Here is a 16,870-nt window from a genome sequence, read left to right on the forward strand (position 1 = left end):
CGTGAATGATCGAGTTGTAATCACCGGGCTGGGCGCCTTGACGCCCCTGGGCAACAATTGGCGCGACACGTGGTCGGGCCTCACCGGCGGCCGCAGCGGCGTAGCCCGGATCACCCAATTCGATCCCGCCGGTCTGCCGACGCAGATCGCCGGCGAGGTGAAGAACTTCATTCCGGCCGAGCGGATGACCGTGAAGCAGGTCAAGCGCGCATCGCGGGCCTCGCAGCTCGCGATCGCCGCAGCCCGCGAGGCGGTGGCTGACGCCGGTTTCGGCGCATCCATGGAAGGCATCGACACGGCGGTCGTCGTCAACAGCGCCGTGAGCGGCTTCGCGGAGATCCAGGAAGCCACCGAGCTCGTCAACTCCGGCGACTCCCGGCGCATCCCGCCGCGCTTCGTGCCCTCCGCTCTGCTGAACATGGCCGCCTGCGAGATCGCGATCGACCTCGGCGTCCACGGACCGGTCAACGCGAGTGCCCTGGCCTGCGCCAGCGGGGCCTACGCACTCCTCGAGGCACGCACCATGCTCGTCATGGGTGACGCCGACGTCGTCATCGCCGGCGGGGTCGAGGCTGCGATCACGCCCGTCATGTTCGCGGGCCTGAACGCCATGCACGCGGCCTCCAAGAATAACGATTCCCCGGCCGAGGCCTCACGGCCGTTCGACGCTGACCGCAATGGGCTCGTCTTCGGTGAGGGAGCGGTCGTCTTCGTGATGGAGCTGCTCTCCCACGCCCGAGCCCGCGGCGCCCAGATCTACGCGGAGGTGCTGGGCGGCGCCCTCACCAGCGACGGCCACAGCATCGTCGCGCCCGAACCCACCGGCAAGTTCGCGAGCCTGGCCATGACCCGCGCCCTCATCAAGTCGAAGTTGAACCCGAGCGACATCGACATGATCTGCGCCCACGGCACGTCCACTCAGGCCAACGACCGGGCCGAGACCTCGGCGATTCGCCAAGCACTCGGGCACGCTGCCGACTCCATCGCCGTCACCGCCCCCAAGTCGATGACCGGCCACATGATCGGCGCCGCGGGTGCCCTCTCCGGCCTGCTCTGCGCCCTGTCGGTCCGCACCGGCATCATCCCGCCCACCATCAACTACACGACCCCCGACCCGGATTGCACGCTCGACTACGTGCCGCGAATCGCTCGGGAGAAGCCGGTGAAGTTCGCCCTGGCGAATGCGTTCGGCTTCGGGGGGCAGAACTGCATCGTCGCCTTCGGGGCGCTGTAGGCCCTCTACTCCGACAAGAACACGTACCGGGCCGGGCGGGGCGGGGCGGATAAGCTTTCCGGGTGACCGAATCCTCAGCATTCCGCACCGACCGTTACGAACTCACCATGGTGGACGCCGCGATCCAAAGCGGAACCGCCGGACGAGAGTGCCAGTTCGAGGCCTTCGCCCGGCGCCTCCCCTCCGGCCGCCGCTACGGCATCGTGGCCGGCACCGGGCGGCTGCTCGATCTCATTCGGGCCTTCCGGTTCACGGATGCCGAACTCACCTGGCTGAGAGACAACAGTGTGGTGCGCGAGCCCACCATCGACTGGCTCGCCGACTACGCCTTCCGCGGCACCATCTGGGGCTACCAGGAAGGCGAGGTCTACTTCCCGGGCTCTCCCCTGATCACGGTGGACGGCACCTTCGCCGAATGCGTCATTCTCGAAACCCTGATTCTCAGCGTGCTCAACTACGACAGCTCCGTCGCCAGCGCCGCCGCACGGATGGTCTCGGTCAGCCTGGGCCGCCCCCTCGCCGAAATGGGTTCGCGCCGCACGGGCGAGTACTCCGGGGTCGCCGCCGCCCGGGCCGCCTACATCGCCGGTTTCGCCTCGACCAGTAACCTGGAGGCCGGCCGCAGCTGGGGCGTGCCCACCATGGGCACCGCCGCCCACTCCTTCACTCTCCTGCACGACAGCGAGGAGGACGCCTTCCGTGCCCAGGTCGCGGCCTTCGGACCGGCCACCACCCTGCTCGTGGACACCTTCGACGTCGCCGCGGGCATCGAACTGGCCGTCAGGGTGGCCGGACCTGCGCTCGGGTCGATCCGGATCGACTCCGGCGACCTGCCGACCAGGGTGGCCGAGGCCCGCAGCCAACTGGACTCGCTCGGTGCCGTCAACACGCACATCACCGTCACCAGCGACCTCGACGAGTTCTCCATCGCCGCTCTGTCCGCGTCGCCCGTGGACGCCTTCGGCGTGGGTACATCGGTGGTGACCGGTTCGGGCTCCCCCGCCGCAGGGATGGTCTACAAACTTGTCGCGCACCGCGACGACGCCGGCGACTGGGTGCCCGTCGCCAAGACCTCGCCCGCGAAGAGCTCGGTCGGCGGCCGAAAGCGGGCCGTGCGACGGCTCGACTCCGCCGGGATCGCGCGCGCCGAGGTCGTCCTGATCGGCGAGGATCCGGCCGGCTCCACTCCGCCCGCGGAGCCTTCCGCCCGGGACCGCGTGCTGCTGGTGCCTCTGATCACCGACGGCGTGATCGACGAAAGCTACCTCGGGGCGGCAGGCACGACCCGCGCCCGCGCGCACCACGCAGCCGTCATGCAGGAACTGCCGATCGAGGCCTTCCGCCTCGGGCGCGGCGACCCGGTCATCCCGACCCTGTACCTATAGCGCTCAACCGACAGGTCAGGCCTTCATCTTCTCGTAGATGGCCTTGCAGGCCGGGCAGACCGGGAACTTCTCCGGGTCGCGTCCGGGCAACCACTTCTTGCCGCAGAGGGCGCGCACCGGCTTGCCGGAAATGGCCGATTCGAGAATCTTGTCTTTGGGCACGTAATGCGAGAAGCGCTCGTGGTCGCCCGGCTCGATGTGCTCCTGGTTGAGGAGTTGCTCGAGCTCACGGTCGAGCGTCGAGGTGCCGCCACCGGTGCCGGGGTTTCCGGGTTCTGCGATGCTCGCGCGAAAGTGATCAGTCATGCACTCAGTCTAAACAACCCGCGGGCGCACCGGCAGGCCTGCCTGATCCTGCCCGCGAGCCGGAGCCGGGCGGATACCGCGAGCGAGTCGCGCGGGAGCTGCGCCCCTCCGCGCGTGGCGTGCCACCGGCGCAGCGGCGCAGCACGCGCGCCACGCGAACGTCAGGACGCCTAGGCCCGCACGGCGGAGGCGATCATCTCCGGCCCGCGCCGTTCGAACGCGAGCGAACCCAGAAAGACCCCGCCCACGAGCGTGATCAGACCGATGGCGACACCCAGCACGAGCGCCGGGATGTTCCAGACCGGGTCGACGAAGACGCCGAGCAGCGCGCACGCGAGAGCCGGGAGCGAAAGCAGGATCGACCCCGCGAACGTGAACGACTGGATCAGCGCGGCCGCCGTGTCCGACGCCTGAGGCTGAGCGAAAGGGCTGTCTCCCGGCTTGGTCGCCGGATAGGGGAAGCGCGCCGATGAATAACTCGAGAGCCCGAGCCCGGTCAGCAGGATACTGGTGCTCACCCCCAGGATGGACGGCATCACCGCCCAGTCGCCGTAGACCGACACACTGATCGCCGACCCCGCCGCGATCATCGGGATTCCCACGAAGAGTGCGGGAACCAACCGGCCCATCCGGTCCTCGAATCCGCGGGTGCCGGAGGCCACGTGCAGCCAGACCGCGGTGTGGTCCAGGGCGACGTCGTTGTGCAGGGTCCAGCCCAGGAACACACTCATCAACGGCACCGGCAGAAGAGCGAGGTAGGAGATCGGCAACCCCGCGAATGACAGCGGCAAGATGACGATCAGAGGGATGACCGGGATGACGATCACCGACATCCAGTACCGGGAGTCGCGGCGCCAGTAGGTGAGGCTACGGGCCGCAATCGCACCCATCGGAGTGTGCGGCATGCTGTCGAACCACCCGAGCCCGCCGTACTGGCGGACCTGAGCCTCACGGCCGGGCGTGACGAGCATCCGCGCCACCAGGCCCTGCCAGGTCAGCCACAGCAGGTACGTCGTTGCCGCGGCCATCAACAGTTTGAGCACTACCGCACCCCAGAGCCCGGTGGAGGCATCTCCGGGAACGGCCCAGGCCGCACCGAGGGGCGTCCAGCCGAGGATGCCCGCCAGCCCGCCGATCAGGTCGAGGCCGTAGCGACCCCAATCGAAGTTGAGCGCCAGAAGCACGACGGGGGCGATCATCACCAGAAGCAGCACTCCGATGATTCCGGTGAATTCCCGGGATCGACGCGTGGCCAGCAAGAACGCCCCCAACGACGTGCTCACCCGGGACCCGAGCATGCAGGTGGCCAGCAGCAGGATGGCGGATACGAGGGCGAGCACCGTCTCCAAGAGGCCGCGGGACCAGGTCACGACCGTGCCGAGCAGCACGACCGCGAGCACGAACGCGGGCACCCCGACCAGAGAGGACAGCGCCAGACCGAGCGACAGCCTCCGGGTAGGGATGCCCATGGTCGCGAATTTGCGCGGGTCCATGGTGTCGTCGATTCCGAAGACCAGCGGGAACAGCAGGAAGCCGAGCACGACGAGTGATCCAGCGACGACCAGGCCGTCGCGAATGGCGACGGGATCTCCCGTGAAGCGCAGCCCGACGAGCACTACGAAGAGGCCGACGGCCAGGGCGAGGCCGTAGAGCAGGCCGATCACGATGCCGACGACCTGCCAGGGGCTGCGCCGGAACAGATTGGCGAGTAGGCGGACTTTCAGTCCGAGAAACTGTGCAACCACTCCATGCCCTCCGCCACCTTGCGTCCGCCGGCCAGCTCGATGAACCGTTCCTCGAGCGTTTTTTCGCCGCGAACCTCGTCGATGGTGCCGGAGGCCAGCACCGCGCCCTCCACGATGATGGCGACATGATCGCAAACGCGCTGGATCAGATCCATTCCGTGGCTCGACAGCACGACCGTTCCACCACTGGCGACGTATTTCTGCAGGATCTCCGTGACGTTGACGGCGGAGACCGGGTCGACGGACTCGAACGGCTCATCGAGCACAAGCAGCCGCGGCGAATGGATCATCGCGCAGGCGAGTGCGATCTTCTTCGTCATGCCGGCCGAGTAGTCGGCGACGAGGCGATTAAGCGCGTCTTCGAGACCGAAGGCGGTTGCCAGGTCGGCCGCGCGCTGCCGCACGGTGACGTCGTCGAGACCCCGGAGCACCCCGGAGTAATAGAGCAGCTGGGCTCCGGTCAGGCGGTCGAACAGGCGCAGTCGATCAGGCAGAACGCCGATGATGCGCTTGGCGGCCATCGGGCTCCCCCAGACGTCGATGCCGTTCACCGTGACGGTGCCCGCATCCGGCCGGAGCAGCCCGGTGACCATGGAGAGCGTCGTTGTCTTGCCGGCGCCGTTGGGTCCGACGATCCCGAAGAACGACCCGGCGCGAACCTCGAGGTCGATGCCCGATACCGCCACGGTTCGGCCGAAGCTCTTGTGCAGACCGCTGACCGCCAGCACAACCGGCGGGGCGAGAGCGAGCGCAGTCGGCGCAATCACCCGGGCGCGCTTGCGGGAGGTCCGTTTCACGACGGGCGGTTTCGTGGCAGCGGGGGCGGGGACAGGCAGCAGCTCCGTTTCGGCGGACCCGGGCAGCAGCTCCGTTTCGGGCATGAGTTCGATGCTTGCCGAAACGGATGCGTCGGCACCGGATGCGTCGGCAGCGAATGGCTGGGGCACGGACAGCGCGGCGACCAGGACCGGCTCGGCCTCCTCGCCCGGCGACGGGATGAACTCCGGAAGAACCTGCGTGGCAGGCTCCGCGTCAGGTTCGGCGACGGCGGCCGCGGCCGCGGCCAAGGTCGCCGCCCGGATGGCCGCAGCCCGCGCTGCGCTGGCCTTGGCCGCACTGGACCGGGCCACACCGGTTTTCACGACGGACTCAGATTTGGCCGCTGCCGTGCGCGCGGCCGTGGCCCGTGCTGGCGTCGTGCGAGCCGACGTCGTGCGAGCCGCGGTCCTGGCAGCCGCGGTAATGGGAGGAGTGGCGAGTGTCGGGGCGTCGGCCGCCGGCGAGATGCCGTCAGAGTCAGACTCCGGCGCTGCGACGGGTCTTTTCGGGGCCGGTCTCGGTGTGGGCTTTGGGGTCGTCCTGGCCGCGGGTTTCTTCGGAAGGGGCGCCCCGGGGGCGTCCTCCCTCGCCTCTGCAGCCGCTTTTGCGCGGGCCGTACTCGGTCGCCCGGCGGCTACACGGGGGGTAGCCTTCGTGCGCGGCGGCGCCTTGGGAACAGGGGCCTTGCGCACCGGGACCGTGCGCACAACAGCCGGCGTCGTGGCCTGTATTTCAGCAGAATCTGGTGCAGAAGAGGGCACCTTCTGCTCGTTGGGCTCGGATGTCGGGGGCGCTGGAGTCACCTCGCTAACCTACCAAGGACCGTCTGACAACGCAGGTTTCGGGGGTCACTCGGAAACACAGTCAGGCCCTGTCCAGCCACGGGCGCCCGTGTCACGAAAGCAACACGGAAAGGAGCCCGCCCTTCCCCCCGACCGAGGGCATAGGGTACTCTCGAGTTGGCATAACGGTGTGTCTATACGTGAACTTACAAGTGAACCCTAGACAAACTCGATCTAAATCTGAGGGAGTCTCGGTCACTCGAATTCTTTTTTGAGGAGACAATCGTGACCACCCAGGTAGTCATTTTGGCAGCAGGTATGGGAAGCAGACTCGGTCGTTCGCTTCCGAAGCCGCTCACGGAACTCAACGACGGTCGAACGATCATGCAGCAGCAGTTCGACAATATCGCGCACGCCTTCGGCAAGAAGGCGAAGGTCACCATCGTGGTCGGTTACAAGCTCGAGCACATCATCGAGGCCTTCCCGCAGGCATCCTTCGTCTACAACGAAGAGTATGACCAGACCAACACCTCGAAGAGCCTGATGCGCGCTCTCCAGGCGTCCACCACCGGCGGTGTGCTCTGGATGAACGGCGACGTCGTCTTCGACCCGGCCATTCTGGACCGCGCTGCCGCGATGGTCGCTCGAGACCAGTCCTTCGTCACCGTCAACACCTCCAAGGTGTCCGACGAGGAGGTCAAGTACACGACCAGCGCCGAGGGCTACATCAAAGAACTCTCCAAGACCGTCACTGGCGGGTTGGGCGAGGCCGTGGGCATCAACTACATCTCCAGCGCGTACAAGGCCGTACTGCTCCACCACCTGACGAAGGTCGCCGACCAGGACTACTTCGAGCGCGGCATCGAACTCGCGATCGAGAAGAACAACCTGTTGGTCGAGCCTCTCGACATCTCCGATTTCTACGCGGTCGAGGTCGACTTCGCCGAGGATCTCGAACGGGCGAACCTCTTCGTGTAGCGGCGCCGTTCGCGTAGGGCGCGCGTCGCGCCCCTACGATAGAGCGCGTGAGTAGTTACGCCGAAGTGCGCCCCGAGCAGCGCACGTCTTTCGCCAGGTACCGTCATTCCCTCTGGTTGCTCACACAGCGGGACCTGCGGGTGCGCTACTCGACGTCGCTGCTCGGTTACTTCTGGTCGATTCTCGACCCTCTGGTCATGGCCGGAATCTACTGGTTCGTCTTCACCCAGGTATTCCAGCGCACGGTGGGCAACGAACCGTACATCGTCTTCCTGCTGTCGGCGCTACTGCCGTGGATGTGGTTCAACGGCACCGTGTCCGACTGCACCCGCGCGTTCCTGCGCGAGGCGAAGTTGATTCGATCCACCCGAATCCCCCGCACGATCTGGGTGAACCGGCTCGTGCTGTCCAAGGGCATCGAGTTTGTGGCGTCCATCCCGGTGCTTCTGCTGTTCGCACTCGTCGCCGGGGCGGAACTCAGCGCGGGTGCGGCCCTTTTTCCCCTCGCGATCCTGCTGCAGACGATCCTGACCGCAGGGATCGGGCTGATCGTCGCTCCCCTCGTGGTCTTTTTCCGCGACCTCGAACGGGCCGTCAAGCTCATCCTCCGCTTCCTGTTCTATGCATCGCCGATCATCTACGGAACCGCGGACCTGCCCACGGAACTGCAGTTCTGGGCCGGCTTCAATCCGCTCAGCGGCCTGTTCAGCCTGTACCGGGCCGCGTTCTTCCCCGAACAGCTTGATTGGTTTCTCGTGCTGATCAGCGCGCTGATGTCGGTCCTCTTCCTTGTCGTCGGCCTGGTTGTCTTCACGCGCACCGAGCGCGCCGTCCTGAAGGAGATCTAGTGTCGGCACCGGTGATCACCCTCAGGGGTGTCGGCATCCGTTTCCGCCGCAATCGACGCGGTCGGCGCTCGTTCAAGGACCTGTTCGCCGCCCGGAGGCGGCGCATCCGCCCGAACGAGTTCTGGGCGCTGCGGAACGTGTCGTTCACGGTGCGGCGCGGCGAGGCGATCGGCGTGGTCGGTCGCAATGGGCAGGGTAAGTCGACCCTGTTGAAGCTGGTCACCGGGGTCGTGCTGCCCGACGAGGGCTCGGTGCGTGTGACCGAGGGTGTGGCCCCGCTGATCGAGATCACCGGTGGCTTTGTCGACGACCTCACGGTGCGCGAGAACGTCTACCTGACCGCGGGCCTGCACGGGATGACGAAGAAGCAGATCGCGGCGCGCTTCGACGAGATCATCGCCTTCGCCGAGATCGCCGACTTCGTCGACACGCCGTACAAGCACCTGTCCAGTGGGATGAAGGTGCGCATCGCGTTCGCCGTGATTTCGCGGCTCGAGGAACCCATCCTGCTCGTGGACGAGGTGCTCGCCGTCGGCGACAAGGCGTTCCGGGAGAAGTGCTACCGGCGGATCGAGGAACTGCTCGCCGGTGGGCGAACTCTGTTCTTCGTGTCCCACAACGAGCGGGACCTCAAGCGCTTCTGCACCCGAGGCCTCTACCTAGACAAGGGTGCGCTGGTTCTGGATGCCCCCATCACCGAGGTGCTGGCGCTCTACAACTCGCAATACGGCATCAAGCCGGCCTAATGGGCCGAGGCGATCACGGCATCCGGATCTTCCAGGCCGTCCCGGGAGGGCGGCAGGTGAGCGGAATTGAACCCGGTCATCAGATCGCCCGGCTCAATGCCGAGCACTGTGGCGAGCCGGATCAGGGTGTGGAAGGTGGGGTTGCCATGTCCCCGGTCTATCCGCGCGTAGTTGGACACGTTGAGGCCGGCCAGGTGGGCGACGGCCTCCTGATTGAGGGACAGTTGCCGCCTCCGCCGACGCAGGCGGACTCCGAGGATTCGGGATGCTTCTGACTTCGGCTCAGGCATTCTCCTTGTATAGGCGCGCACCGAGTTTTCCGCCAGTGGCACCCAGCCGGGGCACGTAAACTCATCGGGACACTGAGGGAGGGCACTCTGATGGCCAGAAAAACCAAGCCGATTATTTCCGAGACGGGCGGCCTGCCGAGGGGCGGCCAGCTCCCCACCGGGATCGTCACGGGCTTCGACCGCGTGATGGCGATCCACCGTCCTGCCGTGCTCGCGCACATCCGTTCCGTGCGCCGCCGTTCCCCACAGGCGTCGCCCGTGGAGATCATCCAGATCCTGGAGCGGCGCTACCTCGCCGCCGTCACCGCCGGGGGTGCCGCGGTCGGCGCGACGGCGGTCATCCCGGGGGTCGGCACCGCCGTCACCCTGGCCATCTCCGGCGTGGAGACGGCCGGGTTCCTCGAGGCCACCGCCCTGTTCACGCAGTCGGTGAGCGAGGTGCACGGCATCACGGTCGAGGACCCCGAGCGGGCACGCGCTCTGGTGATGACTATGATGCTCGGCCGCGAAGGCTCAGACCTGGTGCGCCAGCTGGCCGGCCAGGTCTCCGGCTCCGGCGTCCCGCGCACCGCTTACTGGGGCGAACTCGTCACGACCAGCATTCCCCGGGCCATCATGGGACCGCTGACCGACCGGCTGAAGAGCAGCTTCATTCGGCAATTCGCCGCCAAGGGCGGCGCCAGCTTCATCGGCAAGGCCCTGCCGTTCGGCGTGGGCGCCATCATCGGGGGTGCCGGCAACCACATCCTGGGCTCGCGGGTCGTTCACTCGTCGCGGCTCGCATTCGGCCAGCCGCCGGTCGGTTTCCGTGAGGAACTGGACCCCCGGGTGCGGATCGTCGTTCGGGAATCGCCTGTCCGCCGCATCCCCGGGATCACTCGGCCGTCGCTGACCGGCCTGTCCGGCCGGCTGTCCCCCCGGCGACGGATGCCCGGCGCACCCGACCCGACCACGCCGACACCGCCCCGTGCAGACTAGAGCTTATCGACGTCGCTGACCTCGTCCGTCGGCGCGTCGATGGCCGGTTCGGCCACGTCCAGGCTCACGGCCTGCGGGTGGGAGACGTCAAAGCGCTCCCACTCGTCCATCAGGTGTGCCACGGCGGCGTGCAACCGCTCCGTGGCGACTCCGGGACCGGTATCGCCGAAGTAGCGCTCGACCCAGATCTTGAGCCGGTCATGGGCCTCGCTGTCATGGGTGAGATCGTCGAGAACGCCGAGGATACTCCCCGCATCGTCGACGCTCAGCCACTCGCAGTCGGAGAGATAGCCGCTCGAGTCGATCTGAGCGGAGGGGTCTACCGGGCGGGTCACCATCAGGGCCTTGCCCGAGGCCAGCCGGTCGTAGACCATCGCCGAGATGTCGACGATGGCGACATCCGCTGCCGACAATTGCCAACCCAGGTCGGGGCTCGCGTCGTAGATGTGCCGGGCCGAAGCATCCCGTGCATTCGCCGTCGCGATGGCCGCAATGATGGTCTTGTTCGCCGCGCCGTACTCGCTGCTCACCACACCGCTGCGGGGGTGCGGGCGGTAGATCACGCGGTGCCGGCCCGAGGCCAGCAGTGCCGTCACCAGGGCAACGCCGTGGGACGCGATCGAGCCGTAGGCGGCGGCGGGCCGGTCGCCTTCCCAGGTCGGAGCGTAGAGGATGACCTGGCGCTCATCCGGGGCGAACGGCGTCGCCCCGGAGTAGAAGTCAGCCTGGGGGCGGCCGATCTTCAGGGCGCGCTTGTCGAAGTCGTAGTCCCAGAGCACCTTGTCGAGACGGGCGATCGCGGCGTCGCCGGCGACGAAGGCGTAGTCGTAGGCCTTGATCTGGTTCGTGACCATGTACATTTTGTCGCTCTCACCGTGGTTGATGAAAACGTGCCAGCGGCCCCCGTAGCGCATCATCTGGAAGTTGCGGGTGTTCTGGTTCACGTAGAACACGATCCGGATGTCCTGCTGCGCCAGCACCCGCTCGAGGTCGACGACCCGGCGAACGTAGGCAACCGGGAGCGGAGACTCATCGATCAGCGGCAGGGCACCTGCCCCGCTGCGGCTCAGCACCAGGACGGGCCAGGTCTCGGCGAGCTTCGCGAGCGGCTTGTACCACTGCCGCATCTGGTACAGATTGACGTCGCCGTCGGCGAAGTAGACCGCGATCTTGAAGTGATTCACGGGCAGCGGCTCACGCGTGGACAGCCGCCCGTTCAGCAGCCGCTGTGCTTTGCGGGACGCCGTGACGTCCCTGACCAGCTTGAGCCCAAGCCTGACGTCTCGTTGAATACCCACCCATCAAGAGTACCGACGATACCACTCGACCGAGAGCCGCTGGCCCCCCAAAGGGGACGTGACGACGGAATCGTTAGACGATAGGCGGCCGGCCGGCCAGCGTCATCCGCCATACCGTGCGCGCCCTGAGGGGACGCCGCTCCCCTGGGTCGGTGGTCCACCCCTCGCGGAAACCGGCGAGCCAGGCGCGTAGCGCGCCCGGATTTCGGGCCCAGCGCAGCACCTGGATCAGAAGCCAGGACCCGGTGTAGACGGGCACGAGCAGGACCGGGAGGTTGCGGCGGGCCAGCCAGACCCGGTTGCGCGCGTTCAGTCGGTAGTAGTCGGCGTGCCGGGTGGGCTCGATCACGGGATGATTCGCTTCCAGCTCGCCGGCGTACCAGGCGCGCAGGCCCAGGTCCCAGACACGCCAGGCCAGCTCGATGCCCTCATGGGCGTAGAAGAAAGGCTCGGCCCAGCCCCCGGTGGCGTCGAAGGCGGCCCGGGGTAGTAGCACGGCACCCTCCCAGACCGAGAAGACGTTGCTGGAGTGGGTGGCCGCGCCCTTGCGGATGCGCGGAATCCAGCGTCTCGGCGACGCGATCCCGGCCGGGTCGACCACCCGGGGCTGCAGGAGGCCGATGGTCGAATCCGCCCGCAGCATGTCGATGGCATCTCGCAGAAAGTGCGGGTCCGGGATGCTGGCGTCGTCGTCGAGAAAGAAGAGAAACTCGCCCGCGATGCGGGAGACCCCGCGGTTGCGGCCGGCCGGAATGCCCAGATTCTCGGGCAGGCCGAGCGTCTTCACCTGGTCCGGCAGCCCGGTCGGCTGCCAGCCATTGCCCACGCACACGCTGTCCAGGAGAACGTCCTGCTGGGCCAGCAGACTTCGGATGCCGCGGGCAAGGTCGTCGGGACGGGTGCCCTGGGTGAGCAGCACGACCCCCACGGTCGGCAGGGCGGGCCCGACCGGTGACGCGTTAGGACCGGACACGCGTGGACGCCATGATGGCCACGAAGTGACCCACCAGTGAGAGGAAGGCCAGCGGGACGAGCACGACCAGCACGAACCGGTCGACCGTCGGCTCGCCGAGGAAGCTGCCGACGACCGCGGCGACGAAGATCAGCATGGTCAGTTCGACAGAATGGTACAGCCGGTGGAATGGGAGGAACCGGGCCAAGCGGCGGGCGCGGGCGATGAGGCTCGACGTCGGGGTCTGCTCGTGCTTGCGATCGGCGAGTCTGGTGAGGCCGGCGTTCGCTCGGGCCACGTGCACCATGTCGTTGAGTGCCTTGTTCAGCACGATGATCAGGGCGAGCAGCAGTGCGAGCGTGGTCCACAGGAAGTCGGCGGGGGCCTCGAACGGGTAGAAGGCGCAACGGATCCCGAACGCGATCGGGATGAGGGCCTCTGTCGTGTAGTGCCCGACCTTGTCGAGGAACACACCGGCCGGGGAGGACTGCCGGCGCCAGCGGGCGACCTCCCCGTCGGAGCAGTCGACCAACATCTGTAGCTGCCCAAGAAGGAGGGCGAGCATCGCGCCCCAGACGCCGGGAATGAGCAGCGCGGTCGCCGTGGCCCAGCCGACCAGGATCATCAGGCCGGTGACGCCGTTCGCCGAGATGGAGGTCTTCAACAGCAGCCAGGTCAGATACGGGGAGATGTCGCGCAGGTAGAGCGACGCCGTCCAGTGCTCGGCGTTGGACCGCAGCCGAACTTCCGGCGGTTGGGCCACCCGGCGCAGCTCGCCGATTGAGGAGGGTCGAGTCGCCGCGGGATTCGCTGACGTCATTGGTGCCTTCCGGTATGGGCCGTGATGTTGGTGGTGAGTTTCAGATACCCGAACAGGAAGCCGATTCCCCAGCAGAAGTGGATGCAGGGCAAGACTACGAGAAACCACAGCCCGGCACGAAACCCGTCCGGCCGGGTCACCAGGGCCGCGGCCACGGCGACGAGCCCCAGGTAGGCGGCGGGAATCAGAAGACCGAGCAGCAACCACGGGTTCGCCCCGGTGAGGAGCTGAACCAGGCCGGCCAGGCCTGCCAGAGTGCCGACAGTGACACCCAGGACCATGACGGGTGGGGCGAAGTAACGGATGCCGTTGTCCTCGGGATAGCGGCGGGCGAGTTCCCCTCGCCAGAGGCCGGTGGACACCATCTGCCGGGCCAGCCGGGCCAGACTCGGCCGGGGCCGATAGACGACCCGGAGCCGGGGTGTGAACCAGACGATGCCGCCCTGGTCGCGCAGGCGGCGGTTGAGTTCCCAGTCCTGGCCGCGCTTGATGCCCTCGTCGAAGAGGCCGACGCGCACGATGCTGTCCATCCGGAAACAGCCCAGGTAGACGGTTTCCGCGGGGCCCTCCGGGCCTCCGATGTGCAGGGGCGTGCCGCCGAGACCAATCTTTGTGCCGTAAGCGCAGGCGACGGCCTTCTGGAACGGACTCTCGCCCTGGGCGTCCATGACGCCGCCGACATTGTCGGCGCCGGTACGCTCTAGCGTCTCCACGGCGATGCGGGCGTAGTCCGGCGGCAGCACCGAATGGGCGTCGACGCGAATGACGAACGCGTACTGCGAGGCGCGGATAGCCGTATTGAGGCCTGCCGGGGTGGAGCCGATCTCGTTCGCCACGATGCAAATGCGCGGATCAACCGCGGCCATCTCCTCAACCAGTTCGGTTGTGCCGTCGATGCTCGGGCCGAGGGCCAGGGTGACCTCGAAGGGCCCCGAGTAGTCCTGGCGGAGCAGACTGGTCACGGCGGCGCGCACATGGGTCACGTCATTCAGCACCGGCATCACATAGGAAACCCCGAGCAGGGATGCGGCTCCGGATGAGGGATCCTGGCTGGTCATAGTTCCATTCTTCTGGAGGGATATTAGAGCCTACCAGCCGGGTGTTTCCTGCCTGCATCGGGGCCGCAAACGACAGCTGCGCCGCCGGTGATCCACCGGCGGCGCAGCTGTCGTTCTCTGGAAGGAGCGAGTGGTCAGCTGGAGAGTTCGCCGACCGTGACGGATACCGTGGACGACTTTCCATCGCGCACAAAGGTGAGGTCGGCCGTCTCGCCGGCAGCGAGAGCGCGCACCTGAGCGGTGAGGTCGTTCGCGTCGGTGATGGGTAGGTCGTTGAGGTTGGTGACGATGTCGCCCTTTCGCAGTCCGGCCTTCTCCGCTGCACCGCCCGCCGAGACCTCGCTGATCAGGGCGCCGACGGTGGCGCTCTCCGGGCTGCCGGCGGCACTGGTGACACTGGCGCCGAGCAGACCGTGGGTGGCCGTGCCCGTGGCGATCAGTTCGTCGGAGATACGCTTGGCCAGGTTCGACGGGATGGAGAAGCCCACGCCGATGCTTCCGGCGGCCGCCGAGTCGCCGCCCGCGCTGGCGATGGCGACGTTGATGCCGATCAGCTCGCCCTTGGCGTTGAGTAGGGCTCCGCCGGAGTTGCCGGGGTTGATCGCTGCATCCGTCTGGATGACCGAGAGTGAGATGCTGCCGGTGGAGGGAGCCGGGGCCGGGCCGCCGTTCTGGTCGGGAAGGTCGAAGAAGAACGGGCTCTGCTCTTCGTCGGGTGCGGAGTTCTCGGGTGTCGACGGGGCAGCCGAGGAGGCGATGGAGATGCTGCGGTTCAGTGCGCTGACGATGCCGTCGGTGACGCTGCCGGAGAGGCCGAGCGGTGCGCCGATCGCGATGGCGCTGTCACCGACGTTGAGCTTGCCGGAATCGGCCCATTTGATCGGCGTCAGGCCGCTCGCCCCGTCCAGCTTGATCACGGCGAGGTCGGACATCGGGTCGGTGCCGACAATGGTGGCGGCGTAGAGCTTGCCGTCACTGGCGGTGACCTGAATGCTGGCTTCGGCGGCGGCGCCGTCGAGGGTGACGACGTGCGTGTTCGTGAGAATGTAGCCGTCTTCGGACAGGATGACCCCGGAACCGGTTCCGCCGGAGCTGCCGTCGGAGGCGGCGATGGTGACGACACTGGGCGTGGCCTTGGCGGCGACCGCCGTGATCTGGTTGACGCTGTCGGTGTTGTTGACCACGACCGTGCTGGGACCGTCGGCCTGGCTGGTCGGGATTCCGGCGGTCTGGTTAGTGACCATGAAGGCCGTGACGCCGGCGCCGGATGCACCTCCGACGAGAGCGCCGATGGCGAGCGCCGCGATCAGGGCGATATTACCCGAGCGGCGGGGCTGCGTGCGCGGGCCGCCGGGCCGGTCGGCGGTGTACCCGGTCTGATGGGCGTAGGACTGCGGCTGGGTGTTCGGCGCGTAGGGATTTGAGGTGGTGCTTTCCTCGACCGGACGACCGAAAGCATCCGTGGCGTAGGCGCGCGTGGGCTGGGCCGAGGTGGCGGTGGGCTGGGCCGGCGACTGCTCAGAAGCAGAAACTGTGTCGGGGATGACCTCGGTCGGCTTCTCGTCGTCGGGGGTGCCACCGGAGGAGTGATCCGCAGAGGGCTGGGCCGTGACGGAAGCCTCGCCGGCCGCATTGACTTCGAATGGGACTGCGTCGTCGGGATCGGGAGTGGTGCCGGGTGCCTGCGGATTGTCGGTCATGATGTGCTCCTTCCAAGCGTTTCCACCTTGACTCCTGAACCTGAACGAATGATCTGTGCAGCCTGGGAGCATTCAATGACGACGCCGTGACTTGAGCGGTGCCGGGTCGATCCCCACAGTTAGCAACCCGGACCAGCCGGATTTGTCGTGCACTCGAGGTTGACGAGCACCGTCTGGGCATCCCCCACGATCACGCCGATCGGACTGGCCGAAGTCGACAACGTACCCTGCACCGGCCGCCAGGCAAGGCCCGCGAAGCGATACTCGGCCGAGTACACCACCGCGACGACGACGGCATAGCTTCCTGGCCGGGCGAACGCGTGGCTGGTGGCGGTATCGGAGAATTCCGGCAGGCCCAGTGCCGCCCAGGTCGCGCCGCCCGAGTTCGTGCTTGCCTGGGCACCGTCGCCGTAGGTCCAGCGGTAGCCGACCGGGGTGAAACGAACCTCCGCCGGATAGCCCAGCAAGGCGCCGGTACGGGAGTGCTCGGATGCCGACGCGATGAAGTTCGCGGGCAAGCCCGCCACGCTCCAGCCGCGCGGTTCCATCGTCTGGGACGGCGCCGCGGGCTGGAAGTTGACCAGATCGCTAACCCTCACCACGAGGTTCGGGTCGCACGGCGACCCCGGAATGCAGTTGACCGTGAAGTCGTCACGCACGAACGCCAGCGGATCGACGACGGGTGCTGCACCGACTTGGCCGCCACCGGCGTTGCCGTTGCCGCTGCCGGAACCGGACCCGCTCGCCCCGGATTCTCCGCCACCGGCATCACTCCCGGACCCCTGTCCCCCGCCGGTCTCGTACCCCGCAGAAAGGTCCACCCCGCCGTTGTTGATGGCCCCGTTAGCCTCCGGGCAGCTTTTGGTTGACTGTTCGAATTTTCCGCAAGTTGAATCTGCAAAGCTTGGATTTGAACCCAACGGGATTAGTC

General features: G+C 67.2%; 16 protein-coding genes. 6 read left to right on the plus strand and 10 right to left on the minus strand.

The features are described 5' to 3' along the window. The first annotated feature begins 1 nt into the window (after window position 1). A complete protein-coding gene (locus E3O18_RS03250) occupies window positions 2-1,234 on the plus strand; it encodes a beta-ketoacyl-[acyl-carrier-protein] synthase family protein (RefSeq protein ID WP_198410542.1) in 1,233 nt (410 codons plus the stop codon). A 62-nt stretch (window positions 1,235-1,296) separates the two neighbouring features. Beyond that, on the plus strand, window positions 1,297-2,619 hold the full coding sequence (locus E3O18_RS03255; protein WP_134417436.1) for a nicotinate phosphoribosyltransferase: 1,323 nt from the start codon (window positions 1,297-1,299) through the stop codon (window positions 2,617-2,619). Between the two features lie 15 nt (window positions 2,620-2,634). Here E3O18_RS03255 and E3O18_RS03260 read toward each other — a convergent pair whose 3' ends face one another. The 3 genes from E3O18_RS03260 to E3O18_RS16415 all read right to left on the minus strand — a co-directional run bounded on the left by E3O18_RS03260 (window position 2,635) and on the right by E3O18_RS16415 (window position 5,812). Next, on the minus strand, window positions 2,635-2,925 hold the full coding sequence (locus E3O18_RS03260; RefSeq protein WP_104171578.1) for a DUF3039 domain-containing protein: 291 nt from the start codon (window positions 2,923-2,925) through the stop codon (window positions 2,635-2,637). Window positions 2,926-3,095: 170 nt separating this feature from the next. Further along, window positions 3,096-4,670 (minus strand): PAM68 family protein, encoded by a 1,575-nt coding sequence (locus E3O18_RS03265; RefSeq protein WP_241978105.1) that lies wholly within the window; start codon window positions 4,668-4,670, stop codon window positions 3,096-3,098. Beyond that, on the minus strand, window positions 4,646-5,812 hold the full coding sequence (locus tag E3O18_RS16415) for an ABC transporter ATP-binding protein (RefSeq protein ID WP_241978106.1): 1,167 nt from the start codon (window positions 5,810-5,812) through the stop codon (window positions 4,646-4,648). Before E3O18_RS16415 ends, E3O18_RS03265 begins: the two co-directional genes overlap by 25 nt. 744 nt (window positions 5,813-6,556) lie before the next feature. Here E3O18_RS16415 and E3O18_RS03275 point away from each other — a divergent pair. The 3 genes from E3O18_RS03275 to E3O18_RS03285 are packed head-to-tail and all read left to right on the plus strand — an operon-like array spanning window position 6,557 to window position 8,843. After that, entirely contained in the window at window positions 6,557-7,249 is a 693-nt protein-coding gene (locus tag E3O18_RS03275; protein ID WP_134398718.1) for a phosphocholine cytidylyltransferase family protein, read from the plus strand. A gap of 47 nt (window positions 7,250-7,296) precedes the next feature. After that, window positions 7,297-8,097 carry an ABC transporter permease gene (locus E3O18_RS03280; protein WP_241976456.1) on the plus strand — a complete coding sequence of 267 codons (801 nt, stop codon included), beginning with the start codon at window positions 7,297-7,299 and terminating at the stop codon, window positions 8,095-8,097. Next, the gene (locus tag E3O18_RS03285) at window positions 8,097-8,843 is read left to right on the plus strand and encodes an ABC transporter ATP-binding protein (protein ID WP_134394273.1); all 747 of its coding nucleotides are present in this window, start codon (window positions 8,097-8,099) and stop codon (window positions 8,841-8,843) included. The genes E3O18_RS03280 and E3O18_RS03285 overlap by 1 nt, the downstream gene beginning before the upstream one ends. On the opposite strand, the gene E3O18_RS03290 is transcribed toward E3O18_RS03285, so the two are convergent. After that, window positions 8,840-9,133 carry a helix-turn-helix transcriptional regulator gene (locus tag E3O18_RS03290; protein ID WP_134394274.1) on the minus strand — a complete coding sequence of 98 codons (294 nt, stop codon included), beginning with the start codon at window positions 9,131-9,133 and terminating at the stop codon, window positions 8,840-8,842. The genes E3O18_RS03285 and E3O18_RS03290 overlap by 4 nt on opposite strands. A gap of 90 nt (window positions 9,134-9,223) precedes the next feature. Here E3O18_RS03290 and E3O18_RS03295 point away from each other — a divergent pair, with 90 nt between their 5' ends. Next, window positions 9,224-10,111 carry a hypothetical protein gene (locus E3O18_RS03295; RefSeq protein ID WP_174722027.1) on the plus strand — a complete coding sequence of 296 codons (888 nt, stop codon included), beginning with the start codon at window positions 9,224-9,226 and terminating at the stop codon, window positions 10,109-10,111. Here the strand turns inward: E3O18_RS03295 and E3O18_RS03300 are convergent. From E3O18_RS03300 to E3O18_RS03325, 6 genes are all read right to left on the minus strand, one after another. Further along, a complete protein-coding gene (locus E3O18_RS03300) occupies window positions 10,108-11,409 on the minus strand; it encodes a hypothetical protein (RefSeq protein WP_134417438.1) in 1,302 nt (433 codons plus the stop codon). The genes E3O18_RS03295 and E3O18_RS03300 overlap by 4 nt on opposite strands. 73 nt (window positions 11,410-11,482) lie before the next feature. Continuing rightward, window positions 11,483-12,382 carry a glycosyltransferase gene (locus tag E3O18_RS03305; protein ID WP_134417440.1) on the minus strand — a complete coding sequence of 300 codons (900 nt, stop codon included), beginning with the start codon at window positions 12,380-12,382 and terminating at the stop codon, window positions 11,483-11,485. Then, on the minus strand, window positions 12,369-13,181 hold the full coding sequence (locus E3O18_RS03310) for a CDP-alcohol phosphatidyltransferase family protein (RefSeq protein ID WP_134394277.1): 813 nt from the start codon (window positions 13,179-13,181) through the stop codon (window positions 12,369-12,371). Before E3O18_RS03310 ends, E3O18_RS03305 begins: the two co-directional genes overlap by 14 nt. Further along, the gene (locus E3O18_RS03315; RefSeq protein ID WP_241978107.1) at window positions 13,178-14,239 is read right to left on the minus strand and encodes a glycosyltransferase family 2 protein; all 1,062 of its coding nucleotides are present in this window, start codon (window positions 14,237-14,239) and stop codon (window positions 13,178-13,180) included. The genes E3O18_RS03310 and E3O18_RS03315 overlap by 4 nt, the downstream gene beginning before the upstream one ends. A gap of 134 nt (window positions 14,240-14,373) precedes the next feature. Next, window positions 14,374-15,939, minus strand: coding sequence for a trypsin-like peptidase domain-containing protein (locus E3O18_RS03320; protein WP_134417442.1), 1,566 nt, complete (start codon window positions 15,937-15,939; stop codon window positions 14,374-14,376). Between the two features lie 119 nt (window positions 15,940-16,058). Continuing rightward, entirely contained in the window at window positions 16,059-16,760 is a 702-nt protein-coding gene (locus tag E3O18_RS03325; RefSeq protein ID WP_134394279.1) for a hypothetical protein, read from the minus strand. Window positions 16,761-16,870 lie beyond the last annotated feature (110 nt).

The sequence above is a fragment of the Cryobacterium sp. TMT2-42-4 genome (genome assembly GCF_004402645.1).
Classification (GTDB): Bacteria; Actinomycetota; Actinomycetes; order Actinomycetales; family Microbacteriaceae; genus Cryobacterium; species Cryobacterium sandaracinum.

Coding starts and splice junctions, on each gene's coding strand:
- E3O18_RS03260 (WP_104171578.1), bottom strand. CDS start 2,925: ATGACTGATCACTTTCGCGCGAGCATCGCAGAACCCGGAAACCCCGGC.
- E3O18_RS03290 (WP_134394274.1), bottom strand. CDS start 9,133: ATGCCTGAGCCGAAGTCAGAAGCATCCCGAATCCTCGGAGTCCGCCTG.
- E3O18_RS03295 (WP_174722027.1), top strand. CDS start 9,224: ATGGCCAGAAAAACCAAGCCGATTATTTCCGAGACGGGCGGCCTGCCG.
- E3O18_RS03310 (WP_134394277.1), bottom strand. CDS start 13,181: ATGACGTCAGCGAATCCCGCGGCGACTCGACCCTCCTCAATCGGCGAG.
- E3O18_RS03315 (WP_241978107.1), bottom strand. CDS start 14,239: ATGACCAGCCAGGATCCCTCATCCGGAGCCGCATCCCTGCTCGGGGTT.
- E3O18_RS03320 (WP_134417442.1), bottom strand. CDS start 15,939: ATGACCGACAATCCGCAGGCACCCGGCACCACTCCCGATCCCGACGAC.